The organism is Haloarchaeobius lipolyticus, assembly GCF_051208015.1.
GTDB lineage: Archaea > Halobacteriota > Halobacteria > Halobacteriales > Natrialbaceae > Haloarchaeobius.
In genome coordinates this window covers 948,726-963,990 of the sequence record NZ_JBPKGF010000002.1, presented here as the reverse complement: position 1 = coordinate 963,990, position 15,265 = coordinate 948,726, and the positions used below count along the sequence as shown (strand labels likewise).

General features: G+C 66.0%; 17 protein-coding genes. 5 read left to right on the top strand and 12 right to left on the bottom strand.

The genetic code is table 11. The annotated features are described in order from the left end of the window. Nucleotide 1 precedes the first annotated feature (1 nt). Nucleotides 2-2,746: a TRAP transporter permease gene (locus ACSC1Y_RS07855; protein WP_435334201.1), complete on the top strand. Its 2,745-nt coding sequence runs from the start codon at nucleotides 2-4 to the stop codon at nucleotides 2,744-2,746. 35 nt (nucleotides 2,747-2,781) lie between these two features. Here ACSC1Y_RS07855 and ACSC1Y_RS07850 read toward each other — a convergent pair whose 3' ends face one another. The 4 genes from ACSC1Y_RS07850 to hisB all read right to left on the bottom strand — a co-directional run bounded on the left by ACSC1Y_RS07850 (nucleotide 2,782) and on the right by hisB (nucleotide 5,184). Then, the gene (locus tag ACSC1Y_RS07850; protein WP_435334200.1) at nucleotides 2,782-3,387 is read right to left on the bottom strand and encodes an IMPACT family protein; all 606 of its coding nucleotides are present in this window, start codon (nucleotides 3,385-3,387) and stop codon (nucleotides 2,782-2,784) included. Beyond that, on the bottom strand, nucleotides 3,384-3,905 hold the full coding sequence (locus ACSC1Y_RS07845; RefSeq protein WP_435334198.1) for a hypothetical protein: 522 nt from the start codon (nucleotides 3,903-3,905) through the stop codon (nucleotides 3,384-3,386). Before ACSC1Y_RS07845 ends, ACSC1Y_RS07850 begins: the two co-directional genes overlap by 4 nt. A gap of 96 nt (nucleotides 3,906-4,001) precedes the next feature. Then, nucleotides 4,002-4,505, bottom strand: coding sequence for a TrpY family transcription regulator (gene trpY / locus ACSC1Y_RS07840; RefSeq protein ID WP_435334197.1), 504 nt, complete (start codon nucleotides 4,503-4,505; stop codon nucleotides 4,002-4,004). 91 nt (nucleotides 4,506-4,596) lie between these two features. After that, a complete protein-coding gene (hisB, locus tag ACSC1Y_RS07835) occupies nucleotides 4,597-5,184 on the bottom strand; it encodes an imidazoleglycerol-phosphate dehydratase HisB (protein WP_435334196.1) in 588 nt (195 codons plus the stop codon). A 270-nt stretch (nucleotides 5,185-5,454) separates the two neighbouring features. Between hisB and ACSC1Y_RS07830 the strand changes: the two genes are divergently transcribed. Continuing rightward, nucleotides 5,455-5,700, top strand: coding sequence for a DUF8028 family protein (locus ACSC1Y_RS07830; RefSeq protein ID WP_435334195.1), 246 nt, complete (start codon nucleotides 5,455-5,457; stop codon nucleotides 5,698-5,700). 260 nt (nucleotides 5,701-5,960) lie between these two features. On the opposite strand, the gene hisA is transcribed toward ACSC1Y_RS07830, so the two are convergent. After that, on the bottom strand, nucleotides 5,961-6,677 hold the full coding sequence (gene hisA, locus ACSC1Y_RS07825) for a 1-(5-phosphoribosyl)-5-[(5-phosphoribosylamino)methylideneamino]imidazole-4-carboxamide isomerase (RefSeq protein ID WP_435334651.1): 717 nt from the start codon (nucleotides 6,675-6,677) through the stop codon (nucleotides 5,961-5,963). Between the two features lie 85 nt (nucleotides 6,678-6,762). Here hisA and ACSC1Y_RS07820 point away from each other — a divergent pair, with 85 nt between their 5' ends. The 3 genes from ACSC1Y_RS07820 (at nucleotide 6,763) to ACSC1Y_RS07810 (ending at nucleotide 9,710) form a co-directional block, all read left to right on the top strand. Next, nucleotides 6,763-7,926: an inorganic phosphate transporter gene (locus ACSC1Y_RS07820; protein WP_435334193.1), complete on the top strand. Its 1,164-nt coding sequence runs from the start codon at nucleotides 6,763-6,765 to the stop codon at nucleotides 7,924-7,926. Between the two features lie 142 nt (nucleotides 7,927-8,068). Then, on the top strand, nucleotides 8,069-8,458 hold the full coding sequence (gene fer / locus ACSC1Y_RS07815; RefSeq protein WP_435334192.1) for a ferredoxin Fer: 390 nt from the start codon (nucleotides 8,069-8,071) through the stop codon (nucleotides 8,456-8,458). Nucleotides 8,459-8,570: 112 nt separating this feature from the next. Next, nucleotides 8,571-9,710 (top strand): prepilin peptidase, encoded by a 1,140-nt coding sequence (locus ACSC1Y_RS07810; RefSeq protein WP_435334191.1) that lies wholly within the window; start codon nucleotides 8,571-8,573, stop codon nucleotides 9,708-9,710. A gap of 26 nt (nucleotides 9,711-9,736) precedes the next feature. On the opposite strand, the gene ACSC1Y_RS07805 is transcribed toward ACSC1Y_RS07810, so the two are convergent. From ACSC1Y_RS07805 to ACSC1Y_RS07775, 7 genes are all read right to left on the bottom strand, one after another. Continuing rightward, nucleotides 9,737-9,955 carry a hypothetical protein gene (locus ACSC1Y_RS07805; RefSeq protein WP_435334190.1) on the bottom strand — a complete coding sequence of 73 codons (219 nt, stop codon included), beginning with the start codon at nucleotides 9,953-9,955 and terminating at the stop codon, nucleotides 9,737-9,739. Between the two features lie 94 nt (nucleotides 9,956-10,049). After that, nucleotides 10,050-10,787, bottom strand: coding sequence for a CPBP family intramembrane glutamic endopeptidase (locus ACSC1Y_RS07800; protein WP_435334189.1), 738 nt, complete (start codon nucleotides 10,785-10,787; stop codon nucleotides 10,050-10,052). A 70-nt stretch (nucleotides 10,788-10,857) separates the two neighbouring features. Beyond that, entirely contained in the window at nucleotides 10,858-11,988 is a 1,131-nt protein-coding gene (locus tag ACSC1Y_RS07795) for an ORC1-type DNA replication protein (protein ID WP_435334188.1), read from the bottom strand. 201 nt (nucleotides 11,989-12,189) lie between these two features. Then, complete coding sequence (locus tag ACSC1Y_RS07790; protein ID WP_435334187.1) at nucleotides 12,190-12,354, bottom strand: DUF1059 domain-containing protein; 165 nt, start codon at nucleotides 12,352-12,354, stop codon at nucleotides 12,190-12,192. 108 nt (nucleotides 12,355-12,462) lie between these two features. Then, nucleotides 12,463-12,621, bottom strand: a complete 159-nt coding sequence (locus ACSC1Y_RS07785; protein ID WP_435334186.1) for a DUF1059 domain-containing protein — start codon at nucleotides 12,619-12,621, stop codon at nucleotides 12,463-12,465. Between the two features lie 78 nt (nucleotides 12,622-12,699). Next, on the bottom strand, nucleotides 12,700-14,670 hold the full coding sequence (locus ACSC1Y_RS07780) for a MutS-related protein (protein ID WP_435334185.1): 1,971 nt from the start codon (nucleotides 14,668-14,670) through the stop codon (nucleotides 12,700-12,702). 88 nt (nucleotides 14,671-14,758) lie between these two features. Beyond that, nucleotides 14,759-15,166 (bottom strand): hypothetical protein, encoded by a 408-nt coding sequence (locus tag ACSC1Y_RS07775; protein ID WP_435334184.1) that lies wholly within the window; start codon nucleotides 15,164-15,166, stop codon nucleotides 14,759-14,761. Nucleotides 15,167-15,265 lie beyond the last annotated feature (99 nt).

Genomic DNA, 15,265 nt, shown 5'->3' with positions numbered 1-15,265 from the left:
CATGACGCGTGAACACCCAGACGAAACGACGGAGGCCGACGTTCCGGCCAGCCGAATCGCTACCGACGGCGGCACTGACACACCAGAGGAAACCATCTCCGAGGAAGAGCAGGAAGAGCTCATCCAGGAGATAGAGCGAAAGCGCTCCATCCGGGGAACCACCGCGGCGTTCGTCGCCCTGTTCGGAGTGCTCTTCTCGCTGTACCAGATGTGGCTCGCCGCCCGGAGTACCATCTTCCGTGTCGACGTTCCGCTCTACGGAATCGTCGACCTCGGTTCGCTCCAGGCGCTCCAGGCGCGTTCGATCCACGTGACCTTCGCGCTCGTGCTCGCGTTCTTGCTGTACCCGCCGTCGACCGGCGACGGTCGGTTCGCGAACGCGTGTCGACGGTTCCACTCGAAGGTCGTCGATTCGACCGGAGCTGGCTCACCACTCGCGACGACCTCCTCACGCGTCGGCGGCTTCCTCGCGTGGTTCGCCGTCGACGAGGAGATGGAACGGGTGACGCCGCTCGACGTGGTCTCCATCGTCGCCGCCATCGCCACCTCGTGGTACATGGTGATGGACTTCGGTGAGATACGTCAGATACCGCTCTACGGGCTCCAGTCGATGCGGCCCATCCAGGAGGTGTTCACCTTCCTCGCGCTTCCCGTCGAACTCATCTCGCTCACCGGTCTCCCCCTCGACGAGTTCTCCTACGCGTACCTGCTCGCCATCGTCGGCGTGTTGCTCGTGCTCGAGGCGACTCGTCGGGCCCTCGGCCTGTTCCTCAGCATCATCGTCTCGACGTTCATCGTCTACGCGAAGATGGGACACCACATCCCGGGCGATATGCCGTACCTCGGCGTCCTCTCCATCCCCGAGACGGGCTGGGCGGACCTGATGTTCAACCTCTGGTACACCACGAACAACGGTGTCTTCGGCGTCCCGGTCGAGGTCTCCGTGAAGTTCATCTACATCTTCGTCCTGTTCGGTGGCTTCCTGGAGATGTCCGGCGCGGGTCAGTGGTTCATCGACCTCGCGTACGCCGCGACCGGGACCCGCAAGGGTGGCTCCGCGAAATCTTCCGTCCTCGCGTCTGGTTTCATGGGCACGCTCTCCGGTTCGTCCATCGCGAACACGGTGACGACCGGCGCGTTCACCATCCCGCTGATGAAGAAGTCGGGCTATCGCGCCGAGTTCGCGGGCGCGGTCGAAGCCTCCGCGTCCTCCGGTGGGCAGATCCTCCCACCGGTCATGGGCGCGGCCGCGTTCCTCATCGTCGAGTTCACGGGCACGCCGTATCCCGTCGTCATCACGGCGGCGGCAATCCCGGCCATCGTGTTCTTCTTCGGCGTCTGGGTGATGGTCCACCTCGAAGCCGCTCGAACCGGGGTCGGTGGCGTCTCTCGTGAGGAGCTCGTCGACCTCAAGAAGCACCTGCAGACGGGCTGGTTCTATCTCATCCCCATCCTGCTGTTGCTCTACTACCTCGTCGTCGAACGGCTCACGCCGGCGCGCTCGGCCTGGTTCACCATCGTCGCCATCATCGCGCTCATCGCGTTCATGGCGGCCTACAACCGGAAGACCCGCGTCCCGCTGCTCGGCGCCATCGCCGGGCTGTTCCTCGCCCAGACGGCAGCGTTCACCGTCACGGGCGTCAGCCTCACCAGCGCCATCGCCGGCGGTTCGGGCACTGCGATGTCGGTGACCGACGCGTTGTTCGCCGCCGCGGGCAAGCTCGGCTGGGCGACGGTCTTCATCTCGATGGTGACGATGGTCGTCCGTTCCTCGTCCGCCTCACCGCTACTCGACTACGACAAACAGGTCGACGACGCGGCGGAGAAACTGTCCGACGAGACCGGCGTCGGCTGGTTCCAGAACTCCGACCTCGGTAAGTACGTCACGTTCAACTTCACGTCGATGGAGTCCGCGGCCCGCACCGCGACCCCCGTCGTCGTCGCCGTCGCCGCCGCGGGTATCATTCCCGGCGTCGTCTCCGTGACCGGCCTCGGGCCGAACCTGACCTCGCTCATCACCGAAGTCGCCGGAGGCTCGCTGGTCATCCTGCTGCTCGTGACGGCGGTCTCCTCCATCATCCTCGGGATGGGCATGCCGACGACGGTCACCTACATCATCCTCGTCTCGCTGCTCGGGCCGGCCATCGCGGTCTTCGACGTGCCCCAGCTCGCGGCGCACCTGTTCATCCTCTACTTCGGCGTCATCGCCGACATCACGCCGCCGGTCGCAGTCGCGGCCTACGCGGCGTCAGGTATCGCGAAATCCGACCAGTTCCAGACCGGGGTCGAGGCGTTCTCGCTCTCGCTGAACAAGGCCATCGTGCCGTTCGCGTTCGTGCTCACCCCGGGCATCCTGCTGTTGCGCCAGACCGGGAACAGCCTCCGGCCGCTCCAGCTCGGTGACGTCTTCGAGCTGGGCTACTTCCTGCCCGAGGTCGTCCTCCCGGTGGCCGGCGTCTTCGTCGGCGTCATCGGCCTCGCGGCCACCGTCATCGGCTACCTCTACACCGACGTCGAGTCGGTCCAGCGCGGCCTGTTCGCGCTCTCGGCGCTCGCGCTGATGTCGCCGTTCATCATCATCGACATCACGTCGACGACGCTGGGGCTGTTCGGCGCTGGCTTCGCCACGTCGATGACGCTCGAGATCGGCCTGCGGCTGCTGGGCGGTGCACTGTTCGCACTGCTGGTCTTCGAGAACCGGAACCAGAGTGGAAACGAGGTCAAGGCGGCGCAGACGGCGGACTAACGGGCTTCTTCTTCTCGGTTCGAGTTCTTCGCGTCCTACTTCTCGATCTCCGCCCGCCCGCTCGTCGCACTCCGCAGTCTATCACGAAGTGCTTCGGCCTCCTCGACGGCCACCCGAACGTCGAAGCTGACGCGCTGGTCGTACTCCGCGTCGAACTCGACGCCGGTCGATTCGATGATGCCGCGCACGGTTCCCGAGTCGTCGTAGTTCACCGTCACGGTGAACCGTTCGTGGGGGCGCTCCTCGACGACTCCGGCCTCGTCGACGGCCTCCTTGACCGCCTGTGAGTACGCCCGGACCAGGCCGCCGACGCCGAGGTTGGTGCCGCCGTAGTACCGGGTGACGACCACGACGACGTTCTCTATCTCGCGCTGGACGAGCACGTTCAGCGCGGGTTTCCCGGCGCTGCCGGACGGTTCGCCGTCGTCGCTGGACCACTCGCGAAGCGGGTCGGCGCGGACGCGGTACGCCGGGACGTTGTGCGTCGCGTCGGCGTACTCCTCGGAGATGGCGTCGACGAAGGATTCGGCGGCCTCGACCGATTCGACTGGCGCGACGTGGCCGATGAACTCGGAGCCGCGGACCTCGAAGGCGGCCTGCCCGCGCCCCGCGACGGTCAGGTAGGTGTCGGGCTCGCTCACGCTGCGACCTCGGACTCGGCGTCCGTCTCCCCGCTCTCGCCGTCACCGCTCCCCGTGGGGTTCCGGCGCTCCTCGCGGAGCAGCACGACGAGGATGGCGAGCAGGACGACCTCGACGACCTTGCTCACGAGCAGCGTCCACGTCGAGACGAGGTGCTCGAACAGGGTGAGGACGGCCGAACCGTGGGTGTGGCCGGTCGCCTCCCACGCCGGAGCGAACGCCTCGCCGGGGTCGGGATGGCCGCCGAGGAACAGCCAGCCGAGCAGGTAACAGAGCATGAGGACGATGCCGAGGCCGTAGACGTAGTCGCGGCGGACGCCGTAGGCCGCCATCCCGATGCCGACGAGGACGGCGAGCGACGAGAGCACGAACAGGGCGACGCGCGGGTCGGTGAACGGTCGCCCGGCCTGCGTGTAGGCGTACCACGCCGGCCAGCCCACCCAGAGGTGGATGGCGGCGGTCGCCACCGCGAGCTGCAGGGCGACGAAGCGGAGCGCCGCGTCGACGTTCTCGTCCATATCTTCACTCTGGATTCGGGACCCAATAGCGCGTCGGTTACGCGCGAAGGAGGCCGCGGTCACCCGCAAACGGAAGAACGCAGGCCGGAAACCGCCTCACTGCAGCTCGATCTTCCGCACGAAGTCGAGGGTCCGTATCTCGTTGATGAGCTCGCCGGGAAGCTCCTCGTCGGTGACGATGTGGAGCTTCGGCTCGTCGGTGAACTCCGGGTCCTCGCTGATGGTCTGGCGGATGGAGATGCCGTGTTCCGCGAGGAGGCTCGTCACCTGCGCGACGATGCCCTGCTGTTCGGCGTCGGTCACCTCGACGGTCAGGACGGTCAGGTCGAGGACCGGGGCGAGGTCCATCAGGCTCGGGACCTGCGAGATGTTCTGGAAGATGCGCCGGAGCTGTTCGTCCGCGAGGATGGCGTCCGTGGTCGAGTCGACGACGCGGCGGTCGACGCCGATTTCGCGGGCGATGCCCGTGTTGGGAATCTCGATGCCGCCGGAGACGACGCGACCGCCGTCGTTCACGGAGAAGCCTCGTTCGAGCAGCAGGCGGATGACAGCCTGCTGGCTCGGAGAGCCCTCGAACTTCTCCATGATCTCGTCGAACATTGACTCCAGAGACGAGGGCTGGTGATTTATGCGTGTGGATATGCGGTCTGCCGGCCCCGAAAGTGGGATGGGCGACGCCGTCGACAGCTGACTACAGCTGTCCCTTCGTACTCGGTGTGTCGCTCCGACGCTCGTCGATTCGTGTCGCGTCGTCCAGCGACCGCGCCAGCGCCTTGAACAGCGCCTCGACCTCGTGGTGGGCGTTGTCGCCCCAGACCTCGCAGTGGAGGGTCAAGCTGGCGTTCATGGCCAGCGACATCGCGAAGTGTTCGGCCATGTGGCTCGTGAACTCGCCGACGTAGGGCTGGGAGAACTCGCCGTGGAAGTCGAAGAACGGCCGGCCGGAGACGTCGACGACGACCCCGGCGACCGCCTCGTCCAGGGGAACCTTCCGGTCGGCGTAGCGGACGATACCGCGCTTGTCGCCGAGGGCCTCCTCGAACGCCTGGCCGAGGGTGATGGCGACGTCCTCGACCGTGTGATGGTCGTCTATCTCCAGGTCGCCGTCACAGCGGACGGTCAGGTCGAACAGCCCGTGCTTCGCGAAGGCGTCGAGCATGTGGTCGAAGAAGCCGACGCCGGTCTCGACTTCGCTCTCGCCGTCGCCGTCGACGTCGAGGGTCACCTCGATTTCCGTCTCACCCGTCTCGCGCGTGACTGCTGCGGCACGGTCGGTCATACGAATGAGGTCTTGGTACGCGTCCAAAGCGATTTCGCTCCCGGCGAGCAGCCGAAATACAGTCTGAGAAGAAGTATCAAAAATATGTGTGTTATACGGTGTCGAACTGTATGAGACGTTTTATCCTGCGGCTTTAAAACGTCTAAACGATTCTCGCACCGTTTCTCGATATTTGGGAAATCGGATAAAACGTCCCGAAATCGTCCGAAGCCTCGCCTCGTTATATGTGGTACCCGGACTATGGTGTAGATGCAGACGAGGTAGATTCCGATGTCCCCCGCAACGCCACAACCATTCCCGACCTTCGAAAACTCGCTCCTGGAGCGGCTCGACTCGAACACGCTCCTGTCCCCCGTCCGTACCGCGAGCTTCTGGCTCGCCGTCGCCCTCCCGTTCGCGCACCTGTCGCTCCTCGCATCGGGTATCGAAACGCCCGCGGAGACGCAGGCGTTCCTCGTGTTGCTGTCCCTGAATCTGCTCGCGCTCGTCGCCGGCCACGGCCACAGACGCGACTGACGCTCCCACACCATTCCCCACACCGACACGCACCAGACGCCCTCCGACCCACACCACTTCCGCGCCCTCCGGCCCCATACCACTTCCGCGCCCTCCGGCCCCATACCACTTCCGCGCCCTCCGACCCGCACTCTCCTCGAACCAGACGCCTTCAACAGATTCCGGTGGCCGTCAGAACCCACCACACTCGCCGGCCTCTCACCGCATCGGCGTCGGGCTGTCCTCCGTTCTCACCTCCGTACCTGTGCAGAACGTCTTCCTCAGGCGTCGAGTGCTTCCCGGAGCGTGAACCGACCCTCGTACAGCGCGCTTCCGACGACGACAGCGCCCGCACCCGCCTCGCGAAGCGCCCGGATATCGTCCAGCGTGGCGACGCCGCCACTGGCGATGACGGGGACGTCGACCGAATCTACCACTCGTCGGACCGTGTCGGTGTTGACCCCGTCGAGCCGTCCCTCGACGTCGACGTCGGTGAACAGGATGGCTGCCGCGCCGCGCTCCTCGTAGCGGCCAGCGGCCTCGGCGGGGTCGAGCCCGGTGCCCTCGGTCCAGCCCGAGACCACGACCTCGCCATCTTTCGCATCGAGGCTGACGACGACGCCGTCCGGGTGCTCCTCGGCGATCTCCGCGACGATGTCCGGATTCTCGACCGCCGCAGTCCCGAGGATGACCCGGTCGACACCTCGTTCGAGGAGTGAGATAGCGTCCTCGGCCGTCCGGATGCCGCCGCCGAGCTGGACCGGTACGTCGACGGCGTCGAGGATGGCATCTATCGCGTCGGCGTTCTGCCGCTCGCCCTCGAACGCGCCGTCGAGGTCGACGAGGTGGAGCGTCTCGGCGCCCTGGGAGACCCAGTCGCGAGCGGCGTCGACGGGGTCGCCGTAGGTCTTCTCCGTTCCCCGTTCACCCTGGACGAGCTGAACGACCTCTCCGTCCTGAACGTCCACGGCGGGTATCACTTCGAACTCCGGAAACAGGTTCATGTCAGGAGGGGGGCGTGCAGGCGGGGTAAAGACTACGATGACGGCCTTTTTACGCGCCCTCCCCGTACGCCCGGACAGTATGGTCGAAGCGCTTCTCCTCGTAGGCTTGGCTGTGGCCGTCTTCGTCGGTTTCAATATCGGTGGCTCCTCCACAGGAGTCGCCTTCGGCCCCGCCGTGGGGAGCGGCACGGTCTCGAAGCTGCTCGCCGCGGGACTGATGACCACCTTCGCGCTGCTCGGCGGCTGGACGGCGGGCCGCGAGGTCGTCAAGACGATGGGTGGGAAGATCGTCCCCCAGTCGGAGTTCACCCTCGCCGCGAGCGTCGCCGTCCTCTTCTTCGTCGGCTTCGCACTGCTCATCTCCAACCTGTTCGGCGTCCCGGCGTCAACCTCGATGACGGCGGTCGGGGCCATCGCGGGGCTGGGAGCGGCCAGCGGGAGCCTCAACATGGAGAAGATGGGCGAGATCGTCTCGTGGTGGATCGTCGCGCCCGTCGCCGCGTTTTGGGTCTGTGCGGTCATCGGCCGATACTTCTACCCGTACCTCTCGGTCCGATTCGACATCGAGGGCGAGGACGGCTCCAGGAAACAACGGGTGAGCCAGTTCCTCGTGGTCGCCATCGGCTGTTACATGGCCTACTCGGCGGGGGCGTCGAACGTCGCCAACGCCATCGCCCCCCTGTACGGCTCGGGTGCCATCGGTCTCGGCCCGGGGATATTCCTCGCCGGCGGCGCGATCGGGCTCGGCGCGTTCACCATCGCTCGTCGGACCCTCGACACCGTCGGGAACGACCTCACCGACCTCCCCCTGCTCGCAGCACTCATCGTCGAGCTCGTCAGTGCGAGCCTCATCACGTTCCTCTCTGCCATCGGCATCCCCGCCTCGCTCGCCGTCTCGGCGACGATGTCCATCGTCGGCCTTGGCTGGGGCCGCGCGACCCGAACCACCACCATCACACAGGCCGCGGGGAAGGCGGTGAAAGGAGAGTCCAGCGCGGCGGCTGACGGCGGCAAGGACCCCGTTCAGGGGCCGCGGCGGAAGACCGTCGGCGGAGCTCTCACGACCGACAAGCCCGGCGAGCCGGTCGCACCGATCGGCGAGGAGAAACCGGACGAGCTCGCAGCGAGCGACCTGTTCGATCCGGGAACCACCGCGCGCGTCATCGGCCTGTGGATCCTGACGCCCAGCATCTCCGCGGTCGCCTCCTATCTGCTGTTCTCGACGTTCCCCCTCTACGCCTGACCTCGGGTGCTCATGTCTTCTCGCTGTCTATTTCTCAGGCTCCGAACCGAACCACGGACGACGACAGACCGTTTCTAACATCATCGTTCGTGAAGTCTCAAAACAGCAAGTTCTTAGGGTCCGGGGTGCGAACCGTCTGGTGATGCCCACGGTAACCTACCTAAACTACGAAGTGCTGGACGACCAGGGCTGGGACATGGACGACGACGACCTCTTCGACAAAGCGGCGGACGCCGGCCTCGGTGACGAGGACTACGGCACGCTCGAGGTCAACCAGGGCGAGTACATCCTCGAAGCCGCCGAGGCGCAGGGCTACGACTGGCCCTTCTCGTGCCGCGCTGGCGCTTGCGCGAACTGCGCAGCCATCGTGAAGGAAGGCGACATCGAGATGGACATGCAGCAGATCCTCTCCGACGAGGAGGTCGACGAGAAGAACGTCCGTCTCACCTGCATCGGTTCCCCGGCAGCTGACGAGGTCAAGATCGTGTACAACGCGAAGCACCTCGACTACCTGCAGAACCGCGTCATCTGAACGGTCTCACCTTCATCCGTTTTCCACCCCCGCCCAGCGGTAGCTCTCGCCGTCGATTCACGAACCGACTTGACCGTAACTGTTACCTCCCTCCCCGAAGCCCGTTCTTCCAGTGGTAGACGTCGGCCCCCTCTCTGCGACGATCCCCGACCTGTTGCGCCTGTTGACGGTGCCCGTCTTCGGCTATCTCGCCTACACGGACATCAAGACGCGGCGCGTCGACAACCTGACCTGGGTGCCGCTCACGGCGCTCGGCGTCGTCCTGCTCGCACTCCAGTTCCAGGATGCGGCGGCCGCGGGTGGACGCGAATGGCGACTGTTCGTCATCTCGGCGACCATCAGCGTCGGCTTCGTCGTCTCGCTCGCGTATCTGTTCCACTTCCTCGGCGCGTTCGGCGGGGCCGACGCTCGCGCGCTGATGACGATGGCGGTGCTGTATCCGACCTGGCCTGCCATCGAACTCGCGGGGACGACGTTCCCGCTCGGCGACCCCACCACGGTGCGCGTGTTCTCGTTCACCGTCCTGACGAACGCGGTCCTCTGGGGAATCGCCTACCCCGGACTGCTCGCGGTCCGGAACGGGGCGGTGGGCCACGTCAGCAGCCGGATGTTCGTCGCGGTCCCGACGCGGTGGGACGCGGTCCCGACGACGCACGGGAAGCTCCTGCTCGACCGCGAGGGCGGGCTCAGAGAGCGGATTCAGACGCTCATCTATCCCCGTAGTACGGGACTCGACCTCGACGCGGTCCGGATGTACCTCCGCTGGCGCGGGCTCACACTGGACGAGGTGCGAGCCGACCCAACCCGATTCCGCCACCCGGAGAGCCTGCCGGCGGAGCCGAACGACCCGACCGACGGTGCGGTCCACCTCGACCCCGACCGGACCCGAAGTCGGGACGTGGCGACCGACGGCGGCGAGGCGACCGGCCCCGATGCGGGCGACGGCGAGGCGACCGGCCCCGATGCAGACCGCGGGACGGTCGAGCCGGACCCTGACGCCGCGACCCCGAATTCCGGGACGGATGCGCTCGACGAGTGGGGCGCGGAGGCGTTCCTGGCGGATATCGAAGGGGACGCGTACGGGACCTCACCCGACCGTCTGCGCGACGGACTGGAGAAACTGGTCGCTGAGGAGGAACTGTGGGTCACGCCGGGTATCCCGTTCCTCGTCCCGGTCTTCCTCGGCCTGTTCGTCGGCTTCGTCTACGGGGACGTGGTACTAGGGATACTCGGCGTGCTCGGCGTGCTGTGATCCGGGCGGGAATCTGACGGCGTTGCTCAGGAGAGCCTGTCGTACAGTGGATAGAGCACGTTCCAGACGACCGGAATCGACACGCCGACGGCGAGTATCGCCAGCCAGAACGGCTCGGTCGTCGCCGTGAACCCCTGCGGCAGTAACGCGATGGTGCCGATGAACATCAGCACGCTCGCGACCAGACTGCCCAGCGAGAGCGAGACGAGGACCGGCGCCTGCGAGAACTGTTCTGCGAGTCCCATCTGTCTACGCGGTCTCCGGGAACCGGCTTGAGTCTGACGCTCGCCTCGACTGGTGAGTCGCGGCTGGGGAGGACCGGGAGCGTTCTTCTCCGGTTCAGAACAGGCCGTACGTGAGCGCGAGGTAGAGCAGCCCTATCTGAACCGCGTTGAACAGGCCGTGCACCAGTGCGACGACCGTGAGGCTCTCCGTCTTCGCGTAGGCCGACCCGAACACGAGCGAGCCGAGGAAGACGACGGTGATCGAGGTCGCCATCGCCGCGAGGTCGGTGGACCAGAAGGCCGGAACGTGGGCGAGCGCGAAGATGATGCTGGTGACCACGATGGCGCTCCGTCGCGAGAAGTGACGGTACAGGGATTTCTGGATGACGTTGCGGAAGAGGAACTCTTCGGCCGGCCCGTTCACCAGTAGCGCGATGGGGATGAGCAAGAGCAGATACTGGGTGTTGCCTGCGGTTCCGGGCGCGAGGTTGACGTTCTGGCTCGTCTCTATCCTGCCGACCAGGGACAGCACGCCGACGATGCCGACGATGGCCACCGCGAGCGCGGTGAAACCAACGACGGCCTTCAACCCCTCTCTGTCAAGCGGTTTCAGGTCGATGAATCGCCAGCCCCGCCCGGTGATGAAGAGGTAGGCGACGCCGACGAACGCGAGCGCGGCGTAGCCGACGAGGAACAACAGGGCGTACAGTGGAATCGTGATATCGCTCCTGTCGACCGCGAGGAGAACCACGACGGGGACGGTCGCGAGCGCGGATGCGAGCACGCCCGCGACGGCGACGCTCGTCCCGGCGATGGCCGCGCCGAGCTGCCGGCGCGTACGAAGCGTGTCCATACCTCTCGGTAAGTGACTATCCTAGAAAAAGCGACGCAGCCCTCAGCGAACTGGAAAGCGATCGAGGGGCTCAGAGTCGGTCGAGGACGGCATCGGCGTCGTACGAGAGCGTCAGTTCCCGTGAGCGACCGCGGCCCTCCACGTCGGCGTACTCGGTGGTGATGATACCCAGGTCGGCGAGCTTGTTGACGATCTCCGAGTAGCGCGTGTAGCCAAGTTCCGAGCGCTCGTGGAACCGCTCGTAGACCGTACCTGCCTGTTCGCCGTCCATCTCCGCGATGACCTCGACGAGCGTCCGCTCGGAGGTGGAGAGTCCTTCCAGCGACCGTGACAGGTGGACGTACTTCGACTTCTCGTAGGCGGCCTCGACGTCCTCTCGTTCGACCGTCCGGGAGGCGCGCATCTCCGCGTTGAGCCCGGAGCGACGGAGGAGGTCGATACCGACGCGGAGGTCGCCGGATTCGGCGGTTCGCTCGGCCACGAGGTCGAGGACCTCGGTCGAGACGACGCCGTCGCGGAAACCGCGCTCGATGCGCTCTCTGAGGATATCGGCTATCTCGCCCCGGTCGTACGGCGGGAAGTAGATCTCCTCGGGGCGGAACACGGACTGGACGCGCGTGTCGAGTTCGTCCATCACGTTGAGGTTCGGGTCCGAGGAGATGACGACGACGCCGATTCGAGCGCCTGCGTGTTCCTCGTGCGCCCGGAGTAGCGAGTAGAGCGTGTCGGACGCCTCGCTCTCGTAGAACAGGTAGTTCACGTCGTCGAGCGCGACGACGAGTACCTCATCCTCCTCGACGAGCTTCTCGGTAACCTGACCGAACAGCTTCTTGAACGAGATGCCGGATGCGGGGGGTTCGTACTCGAACATCCCCTCGAACAGGCGCGAGAACACCGAGTAGCGGGTCGCATTCATCTGGCAGTTGACCCGGACGGTACGGACGCCCGTCGTCTCTTCTTTCAGCTTGTCGAACATCCGGCGCACGCCGGTCGTCTTGCCGGTTCCGGGCGGTCCCCGGACGATGGCGTTGAGCGGGCGCGACCCACGAACCGCGGGACGGAGCACGTACTGCAGGCTCTGTAGCTGGGACTCGCGGTGCTTGAACGTCTCCGGGACGTGGTCGATCTCGAAGACGCGTTCGTTGCGGAAGACGGACTCGTCCCACGACAACATCCCCTCGTCCCCGGGGTCGCCTGACATCACTTCCACCACGCCTCGCAGACTACTTAGGTCTTCGGCAGACGCGGGTCATCTCCCCACGAAAACAGCGCGAGCCGTGGCGAACGTCCGGCTCCCCGTCGCGGTGCCCGTCGTTCGGGTCGTTCTTTGGTGGCCCGGTTCGCTCGTCGTTTGGTCACCCGATGGGCTACCGTACTCGAACCCCGCCTGTGTGCGCCTCGATCAGGCCTGTAGCGTCTTGATTCCGCCCTTGATCTGGCCGGCGTTCATGCTCATGCCGTGGACGTCCTGGGCGTGCTTGCGGACCATCGAGACGATTTCGTCGTCACTGTCGGAATGGATGACGAAGTGACAATCTTCCATGGTACACTCGAACTCTTTTACCATGTCTCATACGAAGGCGTCGTGAGGGCTTGTCCATTGTCCCGCTAGAACCGTCGGCTCGCTGCCCGATTCTTTTCTCCGTGGGCGTTTCACCGTTTCCCTGAACCGGTCTTAGACGACCTCGAGCGCGTCCTCCACTACACCTCGGTCGATAGCTATCCCGTGTGCCGTCGACGCGTGCCGTGTGACGTGCTCCAGTATCTCTTCGTCGTCGGTCGTCCGGATCATGAACGGGCAGTCGTACTTGTCGCAGTGGAACTCGTATGTCATGTGTTCACCTCTCAAATGGGGTGAGTAAACGGTATGATGAAGTAAGTAATGTGCGGTTATTGTCTGTCAATCTACAGTTCAGAACTTCTCCAGCAGTCTCTCGTAGAAGCTGCCGTCGTCCTCCTCGGCGAGCTTCTCGACGATGAGCTCCGGCGTCGACCGCGCGAGGTGGTCTTTGACCGGCGACCGGTTGACCACGAGCTCGCCGTCTTCGAGTCCACGCGCCTCGATGCCGTCGACGGTCACGTCGAAGCCGGCCATCTCGCGTATCTCGCCGGCGAGGTGGGAGACGAACACCGCCGACGCCCCGTTCTCGTCGAGCGCTTCGAGGATACCGGCGATTATCTTCGCCGAAGCGCCGGGCTCGGTGATGGACTCGAGCTCGTCCACGAGCACGAGCGAATCGGCGCCGCCCTCGGCGAGCCCGGCGAACTGCCGGACCGTCGACTCGAACGCCCCCGCGTCGAGGGTTCCCTGCGTCTTCGCGTGGTAATGCAGGGCCGAGAACCGCTGAAGGCGGACCGAATCGGCGGGGACGGGTAGTCCCATGTGGGCGAGGACGACGACTGCGGCGACGAGGTCCAGCGTCGACGTCTTCCCCCCGGAGTTCACACCGGACAGGAGCGCGACCCCGGAGACGTCGTAATCGACCGGGTCGACCGCGTCGATGGGAACGTCCAGCAGCGGCGACCGCCCACCTTCGATGTCGAACCCTTCGCCCTCGAAGGTCGGCAGCGTGCAGTCGAAGTCCGCCGCGAACCGGGCGACCGCGAGTTCGACGTCGAGCTCCAGCGCGTCCCGAACGAGCGCCTCGGCGGCCTCGCGCCTGTCGGCGAGGTCGGCCGCGACCTCCCGCTTGAGCCGCGTCTCTCGTCTCTCCTTCGCGGCGGTCAGCTCGTCCCGGAGCCGGGAGACGACCTGCTCGTCGTGGTCGACCGGGTAGGTCGGCTCGTCGCCGAAGGCCCGGCGCGCTACCTCTGCCTCGCCGGCGTCGAGCTCCAGTGCGTCCACGAGGTTGTCCCGGGCCGAATCGACGGCCGCGGCGTACTCGTCGGCCAGTTCGCGCGAGAGGAGCGAATCGACGCCCGCACCGCGTTCGACCAGCGAGAGCAGGTCCGCGCCCTCGATGGTCACGTCCTTCTCCTCGATGGCCTCACGGAGGTGGTCGTTCGCGATGTTCTCCGCCATCGTGACGGCCGCGTCGAGGTCCTCCTTCGCCGTCGTGAGGCGGTCGACCTCCTCGTCGCCGACGATACTCCCGTCGTCGTCCAGCCGCTCGAGCGCGGTCGAGAGGGCGTCGAGGTCGGCCGCCGGGTCGAGGTCGGCCGCCTCGTGGACCGCGATGGCGGCCCGGAGTCGGCGCCGATTGGTCGCGAAGAAGGCGAGGATGCGCTCGGGGACCACGTCGACCGGCGAGTCGAGTGCACCCGGCTCTACGCGGACGTCTCCCTCGACCTCGATGCCGGCGAACTGTTCGTCGAGCGCCACGACGGTGGCGTATCCCCGGGCGAGTTCCGCCAGACCCCGGGCGTCGTCGACCACCTCGACCGGGAGTTCGGGGACGGCCTCTCGGGCCGCCGAGTAGGTTTCGGCATCGGCCGTCGCCAGACAGCGGTCACGGACGGAGACGTCACGGGGTTCGACGAGCGGTTCGACGCCGTCGAGCGCCTCGAGGACGGCCTCGTCCACTTCGCGGGACATCGCCGCCTCGGTGAACCCTCTGACCTCCTGGATACGCGATTCGGTCCCGCTCGGGTAGAACGTCTCGACCCGTTTCGCGGCGAACCGGGTGACGGTCCGCTCCGCGAGTCTGTCGAGCATCGCCCCGTAGACTTCTCTGGCCCGGTCGGTCGCGAGGAAGCCCCCCGGGTCGTCGTGTGTGTGCCGAATCGCGGCGCGGGCGATGCGGGCTGCCCGGCCCTCGGTCACGCCCGGTGCCTGTGCCAGTGTCGCCACGTCACCCTCCGCCAACGCGGTCTCGGGGTCGTCCAGTTCGGACAGCGCCGCCGCCGTCTTCTCCCCGACCCCGGGAATCGCCGAGAGTTCCATCGGCCTCCACTATCGCGTGCAAGGGGGTAAAACTGCTGTGGCACACGATAGAAACGACTCGTTCTGCGGCTAACGGCCCGGATGTGCGTCAGAAGGCAGAATCTCGACCCTGAGTCGTGCGCTCGCCCGCCCGAACCGAGGGCTCACCATCGCTGCGTGCAGCCCTGGTCTCGTCCTCGAAGTAGGACGCCTTGAGACGCTCGGCGAGCGACTGGACGCGGACGGCGACGAGGTCGTCCATGGCCGCCAGGGGCTCTGACTCCTGGTCGGCAGACGTAATCGCTTCGAGTGCGTGTCGGTTCAGGTTCCCGTCGGGGTCGACGACCGGCAGTGCGAGGTCCTCGAAGCGGATGGGGGGGAAACCGGTCTCCGAGCAGAGGAAGTGGTCGGCGATGACGCCGAGATCGTCGGTCTCGAAGTCGTCGCGGGTCGGTGCCTCCCAGTCGTCTGTCGACGTGCCGTCGAAGGTGGGGGTGTGGAACGCGCACCGGGTCATACACGGAACTCGGTCCGGAACGACCGTTAAACGGACACCTAGTCTCACGATTCCGGTACTTTCTGGGTCTGGAGACGATGTTTCAGAGATGTCGGTACT

Coding starts and splice junctions, on each gene's coding strand:
- fer (WP_435334192.1), top strand. CDS start 8,069: ATGCCCACGGTAACCTACCTAAACTACGAAGTGCTGGACGACCAGGGC.
- ACSC1Y_RS07830 (WP_435334195.1), top strand. CDS start 5,455: ATGTCCCCCGCAACGCCACAACCATTCCCGACCTTCGAAAACTCGCTC.
- ACSC1Y_RS07855 (WP_435334201.1), top strand. CDS start 2: ATGACGCGTGAACACCCAGACGAAACGACGGAGGCCGACGTTCCGGCC.
- ACSC1Y_RS07790 (WP_435334187.1), bottom strand. CDS start 12,354: ATGGTAAAAGAGTTCGAGTGTACCATGGAAGATTGTCACTTCGTCATC.
- ACSC1Y_RS07795 (WP_435334188.1), bottom strand. CDS start 11,988: ATGTCAGGCGACCCCGGGGACGAGGGGATGTTGTCGTGGGACGAGTCC.
- ACSC1Y_RS07775 (WP_435334184.1), bottom strand. CDS start 15,166: ATGACCCGGTGCGCGTTCCACACCCCCACCTTCGACGGCACGTCGACA.
- ACSC1Y_RS07785 (WP_435334186.1), bottom strand. CDS start 12,621: ATGACATACGAGTTCCACTGCGACAAGTACGACTGCCCGTTCATGATC.
- ACSC1Y_RS07820 (WP_435334193.1), top strand. CDS start 6,763: ATGGTCGAAGCGCTTCTCCTCGTAGGCTTGGCTGTGGCCGTCTTCGTC.
- hisB (WP_435334196.1), bottom strand. CDS start 5,184: ATGACCGACCGTGCCGCAGCAGTCACGCGCGAGACGGGTGAGACGGAA.
- trpY (WP_435334197.1), bottom strand. CDS start 4,505: ATGTTCGACGAGATCATGGAGAAGTTCGAGGGCTCTCCGAGCCAGCAG.
- ACSC1Y_RS07805 (WP_435334190.1), bottom strand. CDS start 9,955: ATGGGACTCGCAGAACAGTTCTCGCAGGCGCCGGTCCTCGTCTCGCTC.
- ACSC1Y_RS07780 (WP_435334185.1), bottom strand. CDS start 14,670: ATGGAACTCTCGGCGATTCCCGGGGTCGGGGAGAAGACGGCGGCGGCG.
- ACSC1Y_RS07800 (WP_435334189.1), bottom strand. CDS start 10,787: ATGGACACGCTTCGTACGCGCCGGCAGCTCGGCGCGGCCATCGCCGGG.
- ACSC1Y_RS07845 (WP_435334198.1), bottom strand. CDS start 3,905: ATGGACGAGAACGTCGACGCGGCGCTCCGCTTCGTCGCCCTGCAGCTC.